This window comes from Cellulomonas telluris (assembly GCF_004886325.1).
Lineage (GTDB): Bacteria > Actinomycetota > Actinomycetes > Actinomycetales > Cellulomonadaceae > Cellulomonas > Cellulomonas telluris.
Genome location: NZ_QXFN01000003.1, coordinates 350,622 through 364,549, shown reverse-complemented (window position 1 = coordinate 364,549; position 13,928 = coordinate 350,622). Strand labels below are relative to the sequence as shown.

The 13,928-nt window shown below is 73.1% G+C and carries 14 protein-coding genes and 1 riboswitch; of the genes, 3 read left to right on the top strand and 11 right to left on the bottom strand.

Annotated elements, in window-relative coordinates; genetic code table 11:
- Positions 1–5: 5 nt before the first annotated feature.
- The 3 genes from glyA to FB586_RS10545 form a co-directional block, all read right to left on the bottom strand.
- Positions 6–1,286 (bottom strand): serine hydroxymethyltransferase, encoded by a 1,281-nt coding sequence (gene glyA / locus FB586_RS10555; RefSeq protein WP_136519276.1) that lies wholly within the window; start codon positions 1,284–1,286, stop codon positions 6–8.
- 76 nt (positions 1,287–1,362) lie between these two features.
- Positions 1,363–1,452, bottom strand: a riboswitch (ZMP/ZTP riboswitch).
- Between the two features lie 34 nt (positions 1,453–1,486).
- A complete protein-coding gene (locus FB586_RS10550; protein ID WP_136519275.1) occupies positions 1,487–2,047 on the bottom strand; it encodes a hypothetical protein in 561 nt (186 codons plus the stop codon).
- Between the two features lie 65 nt (positions 2,048–2,112).
- Positions 2,113–2,634, bottom strand: coding sequence for a MarR family winged helix-turn-helix transcriptional regulator (locus tag FB586_RS10545; protein WP_136519274.1), 522 nt, complete (start codon positions 2,632–2,634; stop codon positions 2,113–2,115).
- Between the two features lie 39 nt (positions 2,635–2,673).
- Between FB586_RS10545 and FB586_RS10540 the strand changes: the two genes are divergently transcribed.
- Complete coding sequence (locus tag FB586_RS10540; RefSeq protein ID WP_136519273.1) at positions 2,674–3,618, top strand: DMT family transporter; 945 nt, start codon at positions 2,674–2,676, stop codon at positions 3,616–3,618.
- Between the two features lie 57 nt (positions 3,619–3,675).
- On the opposite strand, the gene FB586_RS10535 is transcribed toward FB586_RS10540, so the two are convergent.
- The 3 genes from FB586_RS10535 to FB586_RS10525 form a co-directional block, all read right to left on the bottom strand.
- The gene (locus tag FB586_RS10535) at positions 3,676–4,659 is read right to left on the bottom strand and encodes a hypothetical protein (RefSeq protein ID WP_136519272.1); all 984 of its coding nucleotides are present in this window, start codon (positions 4,657–4,659) and stop codon (positions 3,676–3,678) included.
- Positions 4,656–5,294 carry a SigE family RNA polymerase sigma factor gene (locus FB586_RS10530; RefSeq protein ID WP_136519271.1) on the bottom strand — a complete coding sequence of 213 codons (639 nt, stop codon included), beginning with the start codon at positions 5,292–5,294 and terminating at the stop codon, positions 4,656–4,658. Before FB586_RS10530 ends, FB586_RS10535 begins: the two co-directional genes overlap by 4 nt.
- 65 nt (positions 5,295–5,359) lie before the next feature.
- Entirely contained in the window at positions 5,360–5,866 is a 507-nt protein-coding gene (locus FB586_RS10525; protein ID WP_136519270.1) for a GNAT family N-acetyltransferase, read from the bottom strand.
- A gap of 48 nt (positions 5,867–5,914) precedes the next feature.
- Between FB586_RS10525 and purU the strand changes: the two genes are divergently transcribed.
- Complete coding sequence (gene purU / locus FB586_RS10520; protein WP_136519269.1) at positions 5,915–6,781, top strand: formyltetrahydrofolate deformylase; 867 nt, start codon at positions 5,915–5,917, stop codon at positions 6,779–6,781.
- A 260-nt stretch (positions 6,782–7,041) separates the two neighbouring features.
- Positions 7,042–7,542: an aromatic ring-opening dioxygenase LigA gene (locus FB586_RS10515; protein ID WP_136519268.1), complete on the top strand. Its 501-nt coding sequence runs from the start codon at positions 7,042–7,044 to the stop codon at positions 7,540–7,542.
- A 24-nt stretch (positions 7,543–7,566) separates the two neighbouring features.
- Here the strand turns inward: FB586_RS10515 and FB586_RS10510 are convergent, their stop codons facing one another.
- From FB586_RS10510 to chvE, 5 genes are all read right to left on the bottom strand, one after another.
- Positions 7,567–8,364, bottom strand: a complete 798-nt coding sequence (locus FB586_RS10510) for an ATP-binding cassette domain-containing protein (protein ID WP_136519267.1) — start codon at positions 8,362–8,364, stop codon at positions 7,567–7,569.
- A gap of 65 nt (positions 8,365–8,429) precedes the next feature.
- A complete protein-coding gene (locus FB586_RS10505) occupies positions 8,430–9,704 on the bottom strand; it encodes an ROK family transcriptional regulator (RefSeq protein ID WP_136519266.1) in 1,275 nt (424 codons plus the stop codon).
- Positions 9,705–9,744: 40 nt separating this feature from the next.
- On the bottom strand, positions 9,745–10,980 hold the full coding sequence (gene mmsB, locus FB586_RS10500) for a multiple monosaccharide ABC transporter permease (RefSeq protein WP_136519265.1): 1,236 nt from the start codon (positions 10,978–10,980) through the stop codon (positions 9,745–9,747).
- The gene (gene mmsA / locus FB586_RS10495) at positions 10,977–12,524 is read right to left on the bottom strand and encodes a multiple monosaccharide ABC transporter ATP-binding protein (RefSeq protein WP_136519264.1); all 1,548 of its coding nucleotides are present in this window, start codon (positions 12,522–12,524) and stop codon (positions 10,977–10,979) included. The genes mmsB and mmsA overlap by 4 nt, the downstream gene beginning before the upstream one ends.
- 109 nt (positions 12,525–12,633) lie before the next feature.
- The gene (gene chvE / locus FB586_RS10490; protein ID WP_136519263.1) at positions 12,634–13,770 is read right to left on the bottom strand and encodes a multiple monosaccharide ABC transporter substrate-binding protein; all 1,137 of its coding nucleotides are present in this window, start codon (positions 13,768–13,770) and stop codon (positions 12,634–12,636) included.
- Between the last annotated feature and the right edge of the window lie 158 nt (positions 13,771–13,928).

Sequence of the window (13,928 nt, the reverse complement as noted above, 5' to 3'; positions counted from 1 at the left end):
CCCGCTCAGTACTGCTGCAGGCCGGCGTACAGCGGGAACGCCTCGGTCAGCTTCTGCACCCGTGCGCGCAGCGCATCGACGTCCGCCGCCGTGCCCTCGACGAGCGCGGTCGCGATGATGTCGGCCACCTCGGTGAACTCCGCGTCGCCGAAGCCGCGGGTCGCGAGCGCGGGCGTGCCGATGCGCAGGCCGGACGTAACGCGCGGCGGGCGCGGGTCGAACGGCACCGCGTTGCGGTTCACCGTGACGCCCACGGAGTGCAGGAGGTCCTCCGCCTGCTGGCCGTCGAGGGCGGAGTGCCGCAGGTCGACGAGCACGAGGTGCACGTCGGTGCCGCCCGTGAGGACGGAGACGCCGGCCGCGGCGACGTCGGGCGCGGTGAGGCGCTCGGCGATGAGGCGCGCGCCGTCGATCGTGCGCTGCTGACGCTCCTGGAACTCGTCGGAGCCGGCGACCTTGAACGCGACGGCCTTCGCGGCGACGACGTGCATCAGCGGGCCGCCCTGCTGGCCCGGGAAGACCGCGGAGTCGATCTTCTTGGCGTACTCGCCCTTGCTCAGGATGAAGCCGGAGCGGGGGCCGCCGATGGTCTTGTGCACGGTCGACGAGACGACGTCGGCGTGCGGGACGGGCGACGGGTGCAGGTCCGCGGCGACGAGGCCGGCGAAGTGCGCCATGTCGACCCACAGCTTCGCGCCGACCTCGTCGGCGATCGCGCGGAACGCGGCGAAGTCGAGGTGGCGCGGGTAGGCGGACCAGCCGGCGATGATGACGTCGGGACGGTGCGCGAGCGCGGCCTCCCGGACCGCCTCCGGCTCGACGCGGAACGTCTGCGGGTCGACGCCGTACGCGGCGACGTCGTAGAGCTTGCCCGAGAAGTTGATGCGCATGCCGTGCGTCAGGTGGCCGCCGTGCGCGAGGTCGAGACCGAGGATCTTGTCGCCCGCGTTGATGAGCGCGTGCAGCACGGCCGCGTTCGCGGTGGCGCCGGAGTGCGGCTGCACGTTGGCGTGCTCGGCCCCGAACAGGGCCTTGGCACGGTCGATCGCGATGGTCTCGGCGATGTCGACCTGCTCGCAGCCGCCGTAGTAGCGGCGGCCGGGGTAGCCCTCGGCGTACTTGTTGGTCAGCACGGAGCCCTGCGCCTGCAGGACGGCGCGCGGGACGAAGTTCTCGCTCGCGATCATCTCGAGCGTGTTCTGCTGGCGCGCGAGCTCGCCGTCGAGGACGGCGGCGATCTCGGGGTCGAGGTCGGAGATGTTCTGGTCGAGCAGGCTGTCGCTCATGCGGGTGCTCCTGTCGCAGTGAACCGTGCGGGCGCGCCCGGCACCCGCACACGCGGAGTGCCGGTGTGGAGGGTGACCGAGGGGCCCAGGCGTCCGACCCGTTGGTCCAGCTGCTGCGTCGCTCCCCGGTGGTGACCCACCCGTTGCGCCAGTCACGACCGGGTCAGCCTACCAACCGCGGTCTCGGCCGCCGGGGCGTCTCAGCCCTCGACGCACACCTCGACGCGGTCCCCGACGATCTCCTCGACGCTGGTCCCGCCCTCGCTCCAGCGCACGCGCGCGGCGACGTCCACGGGCAGGCACAGCGGCGCGCCGAACAGCGTGCGCCGCGGCGTGACGCCCGTGACGCGACCGGGGCCGCCGGCCCCGGCGACGGGCTGCGTCCCGTCCGCGGGCGCCCCCAGGACGACGCCCGGCTCCGCGCACGCGTCGCCGCACCGCTGGTCGGGCCACGCCTGCACCAGGCCGACCTGCTCGACGGTCCCGCGCGGCTCGCCGCACCCGTCACGCACCTCGACCGCGAGCGCGGGCTCCTCGGCGGCGAGGTCCGCGTACCGGGTGACGACGGGGCCGCGGCGGGCGGTCCACGTGAGGTCCCCCGTGAGCCGGAGCGTGACGCACCGGCCGGCGTCGGGCAGAGCGCCGGTGACGACCTCGTCGAAGCTCGCGCGCCCGGACGTCGTCGCGCCGGCGGGCGCGACCGCGGCGACGAGCAGCGCGGCCGCGGCGGCGGCGGCGCCGAACGTGGCACGACGGCGCATCGCCGCCCCCTTCCTCCCGGGCTGGGCGCAGCGTAACGGCCGGCCGGCGACGGCGGACCGGGAGGTCAGTCCCGCGCGGGCGGCTCCTCGAGCGCGGACAGCCACCGGCGCAGGACGCGGTCGAGGACCTCCGCGTCGCCGTCGTCCAGCACCGCCAGCAGCCGGTGCTGGTTCGCGACGTGGTCCGTGAACGCCGCGTCGATCACCTCGCGGCCGTGCTCCGTCAGCTCCACCACCCGCCCGCGCCCGTCGGTCTCGCTGACGCGGCGGCGCACGAGGCCGGCCGCCTCGAGCCGGTCGATCCGCTTGGTCATGCCCCCGCTCGTGACGAGCGTGTGCTCGGCGAGCTCGCCGCACGAGTGGGCGTAGGGCGCACCCGCGCGGCGCAGCGTCGCGAGCACGTCGAAGTCGCCCTCGGCGAGCCCGTGCTCGCGGTAGACCGCGACCAGCTCCTCCGTGACGCGGTGGGTGACGCGGCGCAGCCGCCCGAACACGCCCTGGGGACTGACGTCGAGGTCGGGCCGCTCGCGCACCCAGGCGTCGTGGACCTGGTCGACGAAGTCCGGGGGGAGGTCGCGGTCGCTCACGGGTGGATCTTACCTTCCGCGTCAGATACTTTGTCTTCCGTGGAAGAGAACACGGGCCGCTGGTCGCTCCTCGCCGCGCTGGCGCCGATCTCGTGGGGCGCCGCCTACTACGTCACCCGGCACACGCTGCCCGCGGACGCGCCGCTGTGGGGCTCGGTGCTGCGCGCCCTGCCCGCCGGGCTCGTGCTCCTCGCCCTCGCCCGCCAGGCGCCGCGCGGGCGGTGGTGGTGGCGCTCGCTCGTGCTCGGCCTGCTCAACATGAGCGCGTTCTTCGTGCTCGTGTACGTCGCGGCGCAGCTGCTGCCGTCGTCGGTCGCGTCGACGGTCATGGCCGTCTCGCCGTTCGTGCTCATGCTCGTCGCGTGGCCCGTGCTGGGGCAGCGCCCCCGGGTCGCCGGGCTCGTCGGCGCCGTCGTCGGCCTGGTCGGCGTCGTGGCGATGCTCGTCACCGGTGCGGTCGCGGTGAACCCGCTCGGCGTGCTGGCCGGCGGGACCGCGATGGTGATGTCGTCCGTCGGGTTCGTGCTCGCGACGCGGTGGAAGGACGACGTCGACGTGCTCGCCTCGACGTCGTGGCAGCTCGTCGCGGGCGGCCTGCTGCTCGTCCCCGTCGCGGCGCTCGCCGAGGGCGCTCCCCCGGCGCTCGACGCCCGCGGCTGGCTCGGCATCGCCTACGTGTCGCTGGTCGCGACCGCGCTCGCGTACGTCGCGTGGTTCACCGCGCTGCGGCACCTGCCCGCGGGCGCCGTGGGACTCGTCGGGCTCCTGAACCCGCTCACCGGCGTCGCCGTGGGCCTGCTGCTCGGCGGCGAGCACCTGACGCCGCTGCAGGTGCTGGGCGTGGTCGCCGTGGTCACCGGCGTCGTCGTCGGCCAGCCGGCGGCGGCGCGGGTCCTCGCGCGTGGACGGCGCACCGAATCGGCACCGGCGGCCGCGGTCGCAACCGGCGGGGCCGACGCCCCCGTCGCGCCGGGCACGCGCTGACGTCCGGCACGGCGGCGACACGTCTCGCATCGCCGCGGTGCCGATCCGGGCTCCGCGTCAGCAGGTGACCCACTGCGCGCACCCGGAGTTCTCGAGCGTGGGCGCGACCGGCGGCGGACCGGACGGACGCTGCTCGAGGTACACGGCGTGCCAGCCCATCTCGTCCACGACCTCGAGCATCAGCCCGGTCGACGGGTCGCGGACGTACGTCACGGGCTCCCACTCGCTGCGGTCCCAGCGGAGCACCTGCCCCGGCCGACCGGTCGAGTCCGTGCCCTCGGTCACCACCGCCCCCGGCACCGCTGCCGCCACCTGCCACGCCGCGTGGCGCAGCTCGACCGGCAGGAGCCCACCCTCGAGGACCAGCTCCGTGGCCATCTCCACGACCTTGTCGTCCGGTGTGCCCTGGCGGCGGTCGGGCTCGACGCTGTCGCGCAGGACCGCCTCGAGCGCGGCGGGGTCCGTCGGCAGCCGGTTCGGGTCGTCCAGCATGTCGACCCACTCGCCGTCGATCCGGTAGCGCCCCATCACCACGCGCGGGCCGAAGCCGCTCGCGGTCGCGAGGTCGCCGTCGGTGACGGTCAGCCCCGGCCGCTCCCGGCTCGTCCACTGCTCACGCCGGAACGACTCGGTGGTACCCGTCGTCAGGTCGCGCTGCGTCGCCTCGTACACCGTGTACCAGTACGGCTCGTCGCCCGTCCACGGGTCCCCCACCCCGCCGACGACCGTGCCGTCGGGCTGCACGGTGGGCGCCGTCGAGGGCGTCGGCGCGGACGCCGGCGGCTCGTCGTCCCACGGCAGCTGCGGCGGCTCCGGCAGGGCGGGCTGCAGCACGCTCGGCTCCACCAGCCCGAGCTGCGTCGACGCACCCAGACCGGCCCCCGCGAGGGCCACGACCGCGAGCGCGGCCACCGCCCCGTGCCGCGCCACCCGCCGGCGCCGCCCGCGCCCCACGACGCCGGAGAGGTCGACCGGGACCGGCGGCGCGACCGCGTCCGCCCGCGCCCGGAGCCGGGTCGCGAAGTCCTCGTCCGTGCTCATCGGGCACCCCTCTCGTCGCTGCCGTCGAGGTCGCCGAGCTCCGCGCGCAGCCGCGCGAGCGCCCGGGACGCGGTGGACTTCACGGTGCCGACCGAGACGCCGAGGTCCTCCGCGACCTCGCGCTCGGACAGCCCCTCCAGGTGCCGGAGCACGACCACGCGGCGCTGCCGCGGTGTGAGCAGCGCGAGCGCGCGCACGAGCTGGTCGCGGTCGGCGTGCGCGTCGGCGCCCGGCGGGTGCGCGCCGTCGGGCAGCCCGGCGGGCTCCGTCAGCACCTCCCGCCGGCGTCGCCGCCACGTCGAGATCCGCTGGTTCGCGAGCGTGCGCCGCGCGTAGGCCAGGGGGTCGCGCTCACGGGCGCGCGGCCACGCCAGGTACGTCCGCACCAGCGCCTGCTGCACGAGCTCGTCGGCCTGGTGCGTGTCGCCGCACAGCAGCCAGGCGGTCCGGGCGAGGGCCGGGGCCGCCTGGGCCATGAACGCGGTGAACTCCGCGTCGCGGTCGCGCCCCTCGGCCAGGACGAGCGGGACGTGCTCGTCCGCGGGCGTGGCGATCGCCCCGGACCGCTCGGGGAGGGCCGGCCGGCCGGACGCGAGGCGCAGCCCCGGCCCGGGCGCCGACGTCGTGATGTCCATGCCCTCTACACGCCGCACGCCCCGTGCAGGTTGCGTCACGGGGCGTGCGGGTCGAGCGGACGACGTCAGGCCTGCGCCGGCTCCCCGTCGCCGAGCAGCTTGCGCAGGTACGCGTAGGTGAGGTCGCCGGCGGTCTGGTCGTGCTGGTGCTCGTAGCCGGCCTTGTTGTACAGCGCGATGTTGTGCACCGAGTCGCGGCCCGTGAACACCCAGACCTCCTCGATGCCCTCGGGCAGGTACGGGAGGATCGCGGTGAGCAGCTCGGTGCCGATGCCGCGGCCCTGCAGGTCGGGTGCGACGGCGAACCGGCCGAGCGTGGCCTTCGTCCCCTCGACGAGCACACGGATCGACCCGATGAGGCGGTGCCCCTGCCACGCACCGAGGGTGATGACGCCGTCCGCCCCGAGGTCGGCGACGAGCTCCTCGAGCGTCTGCGTGAGCGGCGGGATCCGCGGGTCGCCGTACTGCTGGGCCTCGGTGACGAACGCCGCGCGCCGCAGGGTCAGCAGCTCGCCTGCGTCCTCGGCGGTGACGGGGCGGATCTCGAGGCCGGGCTGGTCGGACTGCGTCATGCGGTCATCGTCTCAGCCGCCCGGCGCGGCGCACTACTCTGGACCCCCGTGTCCCACACCTCGGAAGAGTCGACCACGCACTGGGTCCTGACCCTGTCCTGCCCCGACCGTCCGGGCATCGTCGCGGCCGTCGCGGGCCTGCTCGCCGAGCACGGGGGGAACATCACCGAGTCCCAGCAGTTCGGCGACGAGCTGTCTGGCCTGTTCCACATGCGGGTGCAGGTCACCTCCGGGGCGACGCAGGACGAGCTGTCCGCCGCGCTCGGCGAGCTGGCCGCGCGCTTCGAGATGCAGTGGCACCTGGACGTCGCCGGCCGCAAGGTGCGCACGCTCGTCATGGTCTCGACCGCCGCGCACTGCCTGAACGACCTGGCGTTCCGCCAGCGCTCGGAGGACCTGCCGGTCGACCTGGTCGCCGTGGTCTCGAACCACGAGGTGCTCGCGCCGATGGCGGGGTTCTACGGGATCCCGTTCCACCACGTGCCCGTGACGCGGGAGACGAAGGCCGAGGCCGAGGCACGGCTGCTCGCGCTCGTCGAGGAGCTCGACGTCGAGCTCGTCGTCCTCGCGCGGTACATGCAGATCCTCTCCGACGACCTGTGCCGCCGGCTCGAGGGCCGGATCATCAACATCCACCACTCGTTCCTGCCGTCGTTCAAGGGCGCCCGCCCCTACGCGCAGGCCCACGACCGCGGCGTGAAGCTGATCGGCGCGACCGCGCACTACGTGACCGGCGACCTCGACGAGGGGCCGATCATCGAGCAGGACGTCGAGCGCGTCGACCACACCCGCTCCGTCGAGGACATGGTGCGCCTCGGCCAGGACGTCGAGCGGCGCGCGCTCGCCCGCGCGGTCCGCTGGCACGCCGAGCACCGCGTCCTGCTCGACGGGCACCGCACGATCGTCTTCCGCTGACCCCTGCCCCGGCACCAGCCGGGGCCGCGGACGCGTCCCCGGCTGCGGGGACGGCGCGTGAGCCTGTCGACGTGGTCGTCCATGACGACCGGATGTGCACACTCGCGGCCCCCGATGCTCGGCGGGCTGAGGCCGAGCCCGCACCCCCGACGCACGTCCCAGCCCTCCACGAACCGTTTCGGGAGGGTGCGGGGCGGTCCCGCCGCGCGCCAGGGTGGGCCCCGCACCACCGCCGACCGGACGACCACCCAGGGGGCACCATGACCAGCACGCCCGCCACACCGACCACGGCCGCACCCGCACCCGCCGCCGATCGCGTCGCACCCGCCGACCCGGCCGCCGGACCCGGGTCGCGCACCACCCGCCTCGTCGCCACGCTCCTGCTCGCCCTGGGCGCGCTCTTCGTGCTCGGCGGCGCCGGCACGTGGGCCGTCACGGCCTCGGGTCTCGCCAGCGAGGGCGTGACCGTCGCCGAGAGCGCTCCCGCCTTCGTCGGCGCCCCGCTCGACACGCCGTGGGAGGCGTGGGCCCAGACGGAGGCCATCCGTGCGGACCTGCACGAGGCGACGGGCGGACGCACCTACGCGGACATGGACCGGGACGACCCGCAGCGCGACATGGTCGCCACCGGCACGTTCCTGCGCGCGTCGCTGCTGACCTCGGTCGTGGCGTTCGGCGTCGCGACCGCTCTCGTCGGCATCGGCGTGGGCTTCCTGCTCGGCGGGCTCGGCCTGCGCTCGCTCAGCGCCCGCGGCGCGTGACCTCGTCGGCGGGGCGGCCGGCCGTCAGCGGCCGGCCGCCTCGCGGTCCGCGGGTGCCGACGCGCGCGACGCGGGGGCCATCTGCCACGCACCCGTGATCGCGCCGATGATCTCCTCGTAGCTGGACCGCTGCGCGTCGAAGGACCCGTTGTTGCGTCCGTGCCGCAGCACCTCGATGCGGTCCGACACGGCGCGCACGTCGTTCATGTTGTGGCTGATGAGGATGACGCCGAGCCCCATCTCGCGCAGGCGCTCGATGTGCGTGAGCACCTCGGCGGTGTGCGCGACGGACAGCGCCGCGGTGGGCTCGTCGAGCACGACGATCCGCGGTGAGCCCAGCAGCGTGCGGGCGATCGCGACGGACTGCCGCTGCCCCGCCGACAGGTGCGACAGCGGCGTGCGCACGGACGGGATGCGGCTCGACAGGTCGCGCAGCACGGAGCGCGCGATGTTCTCCATGCGGCCGTCCTGCATCACGCCCGCGTTGCGCATCTCCCGGCCGAGGAACAGGTTCGCCGTCACGTCGAGGTTGTCGCACAGCGCCAGGTCCTGGAACACCGTGGCGACGCCGAGGCGCTGGGCGGCCTTCGGGCTGGGGATCGACACCGGCTCGCCGTCGATCTCCACCAGGCCCGAGTCGGGGACGACGACGCCGGCGACCACCTTCGCCAACGTCGACTTGCCGGCGCCGTTGTCGCCGACGAGCGCGACCACCTCGTGCGCGTGCACCTCGAAGTTGACGTCCACGAGCGCTTCGACGGCCTTGTACCGCTTGGTGATGCCGCGCATCGTCAGCAGCGGCGTGCGCGTCCTCTCGACCATCCCCGGTCCACCTGCTCCTCGTCGGGCACGTGTCACGTGCAGCGAATCCCTCGGCTCCGGCAGCGTCAACCGACTGCCGCCCGTCTGTCTTCCTGGTCGTCCTGGTCGTCCCGGTCTCTCCGGTCGCCGACCTGCGCCGGCTCGGCGGGCTCGAGGTCGCCGACGTCGTCGACGCGCACCGGCACGTCGGCGGACTGCAGCGCGAGCACGAGCGCGCCCATGACCTCCGCCCGGGCACCCAGCTCGGCGGGCACGACCTCCAGCGGCGCGATCTGGTTGAGCAGCACCCGCCGGCGGATCGCGTCGCGCATCGGGCGGAGCAGCACCTCGCCGGTCTCGGCGAGCTCCCCGCCGACGACGACGCACTGCGGGTTCACGGCCATGCCGAGCCCGGCGACGACCGCGCCGATCGTCGCGCCGGCGTCCGCGACGACCTGCGCGGTACCGGGATCGCCGCCGCTGGCGCGGGCGACGACGTCGCGCAGGGTCAACGGTCCGTGGCTCGCCCGCAGCGGCTCGAGCAGGGCGGCGGACCCGACGACGGTGTCGAGGCACCCGCGCGACCCGCAGCGGCAGATGTGCCCCTGCGGGTCGACCTGCACGTGCCCGATCTCCCCGGCCGTGCCGGCGAAGCCGCGGTGCACGCGGCTGTTGATGACGATGCCCGCCCCGGTCCCGTAGGACGCCCGCACGTACACGGCGTCCCGGTAGCCGCGGGCGGCGCCGAGGGTCGACTCCGCGAGGGCGCCGAGGTTCGCGTCGTTGTCGACGTGCACGGGCCGGCCGAGCCGCTTGTCCAGCACGCGGGCCAGGTGCTCGCCCTCCCAGCCGCGGAAGACGCCGGGCACCGAGACCATGCCCGTGCTGGTGTCGACGGGCGCGGGCACGCCGACGCCGATGCCCACCACCTCGTCGAGCTCGCTGCCGATGCGCTCGAGCAGGTCGACGACGAGCAGGGCCGCACGGTCCAGGCTCGTGTCGGAGCGGTGCTCGTGCGGCAGCGGGAGGCTCTGCTCGGCGACGACCTCGTGGGCGAAGTCGCCGAGCACGACGCGCAGGTGCCGGTGGCCGATCTGGATGCCGACGGCCAGACCCACGCGGCGGGCGAGCGTGACCATCTGGGCACGCCGCCCGCTGCGGGTGGTGACGGCGGTGTCGACGACCCCCGCGGCCAGCAGGTCGCGGACGATCGTCGACACCGTCGCCGCCGACAGGCCGGTGGCGGCCGCGAGCTCGACCTGCGTGAGGCCGCCGTAGCGCTGCACCGTGGTGACCACGAGCGCCTTGTTGGCCTCACGCAGGGACGACTGCGAGCCCGCTGACGCCGCTCGCCTGCTCACGGGGGGAACCTACCCGCTTCCGTACCGGCCGGTCGTGGTGCTACTGGGTGCCTGCGCGGCGCTTGTTCAGCAGGTCGAAGGCGACCGCGAGCAGGAGGACCAGGCCCTTGATGGCCATCTGCCAGGCCGGGTCGACCGACATGATCGACAGGCCCATGTTGAGCACACCCATGATGAGCGCGCCGATGATCGCCCCGGAGATGCGCCCGATGCCGCCGGTGACGGCGGCGCCGCCGATGAAGCAGGCCGCGATCGCGTCGAGCTCGAAGTTCTGGCCGGCCGCGGCGATGGCCGCACCCGCACGTGCCGTCGTGACGATCGCCGCGACGCCCGCGAGCAGGCCCATGTTGACGAAGATCCAGAAGTCGACACGACGGGTGTTGACGCCCGACAGGCCGGCCGCGAGCCGGTTGCCGCCGATCGCGTAGATGTGCCGGCCGAAGACGGTGCGGCCCATGAGGAACGAGTACGCGACGACGAGGACGCCGACGACGACGAGCACGATCGGGGTGCCGCCCGCGGAGAACGACAGGATGACCGTGAGGATGCCGATGCCGACCGCGATGAGCGCGAGCTTCGCGACGAACAGGCCGGCGGCCTCGACGTGCAGGTCGTGCTTGCGCAGCGAGGCGCGGGCGCGCAGCTGGGAGATGACGATCGCGGCGACCGCGAGCGCACCGATGAGCAGCGTGACGACGTCCATGTTCGACGCGAAGCCGAGCACGTTGGGCAGCGAGCCCTTGGAGATGGCGATGAACGACGACGGCAGGCCGGCGACGGTCTCGCCGACGACGACGAGCGCGAGGCCGCGGAAGACGAGCATGCCCGCGAGCGTCACGATGAACGCTGGGATGCCGACGTAGGCGACCCAGAAGCCCTGCCACGCACCGACCACGCCGCCGATCGCGATGCCGAGCAGCACCGCGACGGGCCACGACAGGTCGAAGTCGCGCATGCTCACCGCGACGACGCCGCCGACGAACGCGACCACCGACCCGACGGACAGGTCGATGTGCCCGGCGACGATCACCATGACCATGCCGATCGCGAGGATCATGACGTACGCGTTCTGCTGGAACAGGGCCGCGACGTTGTTGGCGAGCAGGAGCTTGCCGTCCGTCAGGACCTGGAACAGCAGGACGATGACGATGAGCGCGCCGAAGATGCCGTACTGGCGGGCGTTGCCGCCGAGTCCCTGCAGGCGCTGCCCGATCGACTGCCGCGGGAGGTCCGGCGGCGTCGGTGAGGAGATGTTGACCTCGGTCCTGGTGCTCATCGGGCGATCCCGTCCTTGTCCATCGTCATGTACTGCATGAGTCGCTCCTGCGAGGCCTCCGCGCGGGCGACCTCGCCCGTCACGCGGCCCTGGCTGAGCGCGTAGATGCGGTCGCAGATGCCGAGCAGCTCGGGCAGCTCCGAGGAGATGACCAGCACGCCCTTCCCGGCGTCCGCGAGCCGGTTGATGATCGTGTAGATCTCGTACTTGGCGCCGACGTCGATGCCGCGCGTCGGCTCGTCGAGGATGAGCACGTCGGGATCGGCGTAGATCCACTTGCTCAGCACGACCTTCTGCTGGTTGCCGCCGGAGAGCTTGCCGACCACGGACGCCACGCTGGGCGCCTTGATGTTCATCTCCCGGCGGTACCGCTCGGCGACGCGGCCCTCGCCGCGGCGGTCGACCACGCCCAGCCGGGCCAGCTTGTTCAGCGCCGAGGCCGAGACGTTGCGCTCGATCGTGTCGATGAGGTTGAGGCCGAACCGCTTGCGGTCCTCCGTCGCGTACGCGATGCCGTGCGCGATGGCCTGCTGGACGGTGTTCGCGTGGATCTCCTTGCCGTCCTTGTACAGGCGGCCGGAGATGTTCGACCCGTAGGAGCGGCCGAACACGCTCATCGCGAGCTCGGTGCGGCCGGCGCCCATGAGGCCCGCGAGGCCGACGATCTCGCCGCGGCGGATCGTGAGGTTCGCACCGTCCACGACCCTGCGCGTCTGGTCGACCGGGTGGTGCACGGTCCAGTCCTCGATGCGCAGCACCTCGTCGCCGATGGTCGGCGTGTGCTCGGGGAACCGGTTGTCGAGCGAGCGCCCGACCATGCCGCGGATGATCCGCTCCTCGGTGACCGGCTCGGCGCCGTGCATCGGCATCGACTCGATCGTGCGGCCGTCGCGGATGATCGTCGTGGTGTCGGCGATCGCCTCGATCTCGTTCAGCTTGTGGCTGATGATGATCGAGGTGATCCCCTCGGCCTTGAGGTCGCGGATCAGCCCCAGCAGGTGCGCGCTGTCCTCGTCGTTCAGGGCGGCGGTCGGCTCGTCGAGGATGAGCAGGCGCACCTCCTTCGAGAGCGCCTTCGCGATCTCGACGAGCTGCTGCTTGCCGACGCCGATGTCGACGATCTTGGTGTCGGGGCGCTCGTCGAGGCCCACGCGCGCGAGCAGCTTGGCCGCCTCGGCGTTCGTGCGGTTCCAGTCGATGACGCCGCGCTCGACGCGCTCGTTGCCGAGGAAGATGTTCTCGGCGATCGACAGGTACGGCGAGAGCGCGAGCTCCTGGTGGATGATGACGATCCCGCGCCGCTCGGAGTCGCGCACGCCGCGGAACTCCTGGACCTCGCCGTCGAGGACGATGTCGCCCTCGTACGAGCCGTGCGGGTAGATGCCCGAGAGCACCTTCATCAGCGTCGACTTGCCGGCGCCGTTCTCGCCGCAGATGGCGTGGATCTCCCCGCGCCGCACCGCCAGGTTGACGTCGGACAGCGCCACGACGCCGGGGAACTTCTTGGTGATGCCGCGCATCTCGAGGATGTGCTCGGTGTCCATGTGTCCTCAGCTAGGGTCCGCCGCGGGCCGGCCGGTCCCGTCCCCGCCCCTGCGGGCGGGGACGGGACCGGCCGAGCGTGCGGTTCCGATGGGTACGGGCGGGTGCCCGTCAGAGACCGAGGTCGTCCGCGGCGTAGAAGCCGGACTCGACCAGCGAGGACTCGACCGTGTCGGGGGTCACGACCACCGGCGGCAGGAGGAAGGTCGGCACGACCTTCTCGCCGTTCTCGTAGGTCTCCTCGTCGTTGACCTGGACCTCCTGGCCCTCGATGATCTGCTCGACCATCTTGGCGACCTGGTCACCCAGCGTGCGGGTGTCCTTCCAGACCGTCATGGACTGCTTGCCCGCGAGCATGTTCTGCACGTTCGCGAGGTCCGCGTCCTGGCCGGTCAGGACCGGGTACTCCGCACCCGGGGCGTAGCCGGCGCCCTCGAGGGCCTGGGCGATGCCGAGTGCCAGCGAGTCGTTCGGGGACAGGACGACGTCGACCTTCTGGCCGCCGCCGTAGAACGAGTTGAGGCGGTTCTCCATCTCGGCCTGGGCGGTGTCGGAGCCCCAGCCCTGGATGCCGATGCTCTGCCACTCCTCGTTCGAGGCCGGGGCCTTGCCCGACGGGACGACGAGCTTGCCCTCGTCCACGTACGGCTTGAGGACGTCCCACGCGCCGGAGAAGAAGAACTTGGCGTTGTTGTCGTCCGGCGAGCCGGCGAACGGCTCGAGGTTGAACGGGCCGGCCGCGTTCTCCAGGTCGAGCTGCTCGACGATGAACTCGCCCTGCATCTTGCCGACCTCGTAGTTGTCGAACGTCGCGTAGAAGTCGACGTTCGGCGTGTCGTTGATGAGGCGGTCGTAGGCGATGACCGTGATGTCCTGCGACGCGGCCTGCTCGAGCACGGGGCCGAGCGTGGTGCCGTCGATCGGGGCGATCACGAGGACGTCGGCGCCCTGGTTGATCATGTTCTCGATCTGGGTGATCTGCTGGTCCACCTTGTTGTCGGCGTACTGCAGCGTCGTCTCGTAGCTCGAGCCCTGGAGGAGCTCCTCGAGGTGCTGGCCGTCACGGTTCCACCGCTCGAGGCTCTTCGTGGGCATCGCGATGCCCACGAGCGTGTCCTCGGCCGCGGCCGCACCGCCCTCGCCGCCGCCCGAGCCGCTCTCGCGCTCCTGGCTGCACGCGGCCAGCGAGCCGACGAGCAGACCGGCGGTGACCAGACCTGCTGCAGTCTTCTTCCAACCCAGTGACATCGTTGTCCGCTCCTTGTCGTGCCGCACTCGGTCCGAGCACCCGTTGCCCGGTCCGTCCGGCGTGCGACGGGCTCCGCCCGCACCGCCACGCGGCGTTCGGTTGGATTCAAGACCTGAAGGCACGACGATGGCAACTCTCGTTACCACATCGTGTCCTG

Excerpts from the sequence above, each read along its gene's own strand:
- FB586_RS10510 (WP_136519267.1), bottom strand. The coding sequence starts at position 8,364 with ATGGTCGAGAGGACGCGCACGCCGCTGCTGACGATGCGCGGCATCACC.
- FB586_RS10525 (WP_136519270.1), bottom strand. The coding sequence starts at position 5,866 with ATGACGCAGTCCGACCAGCCCGGCCTCGAGATCCGCCCCGTCACCGCC.
- chvE (WP_136519263.1), bottom strand. The coding sequence starts at position 13,770 with ATGTCACTGGGTTGGAAGAAGACTGCAGCAGGTCTGGTCACCGCCGGT.
- mmsB (WP_136519265.1), bottom strand. The coding sequence starts at position 10,980 with ATGAGCACCAGGACCGAGGTCAACATCTCCTCACCGACGCCGCCGGAC.
- FB586_RS10550 (WP_136519275.1), bottom strand. The coding sequence starts at position 2,047 with ATGCGCCGTCGTGCCACGTTCGGCGCCGCCGCCGCCGCGGCCGCGCTG.
- glyA (WP_136519276.1), bottom strand. The coding sequence starts at position 1,286 with ATGAGCGACAGCCTGCTCGACCAGAACATCTCCGACCTCGACCCCGAG.
- FB586_RS10515 (WP_136519268.1), top strand. The coding sequence starts at position 7,042 with ATGACCAGCACGCCCGCCACACCGACCACGGCCGCACCCGCACCCGCC.
- FB586_RS10530 (WP_136519271.1), bottom strand. The coding sequence starts at position 5,294 with ATGGACATCACGACGTCGGCGCCCGGGCCGGGGCTGCGCCTCGCGTCC.
- FB586_RS10535 (WP_136519272.1), bottom strand. The coding sequence starts at position 4,659 with ATGAGCACGGACGAGGACTTCGCGACCCGGCTCCGGGCGCGGGCGGAC.
- mmsA (WP_136519264.1), bottom strand. The coding sequence starts at position 12,524 with ATGGACACCGAGCACATCCTCGAGATGCGCGGCATCACCAAGAAGTTC.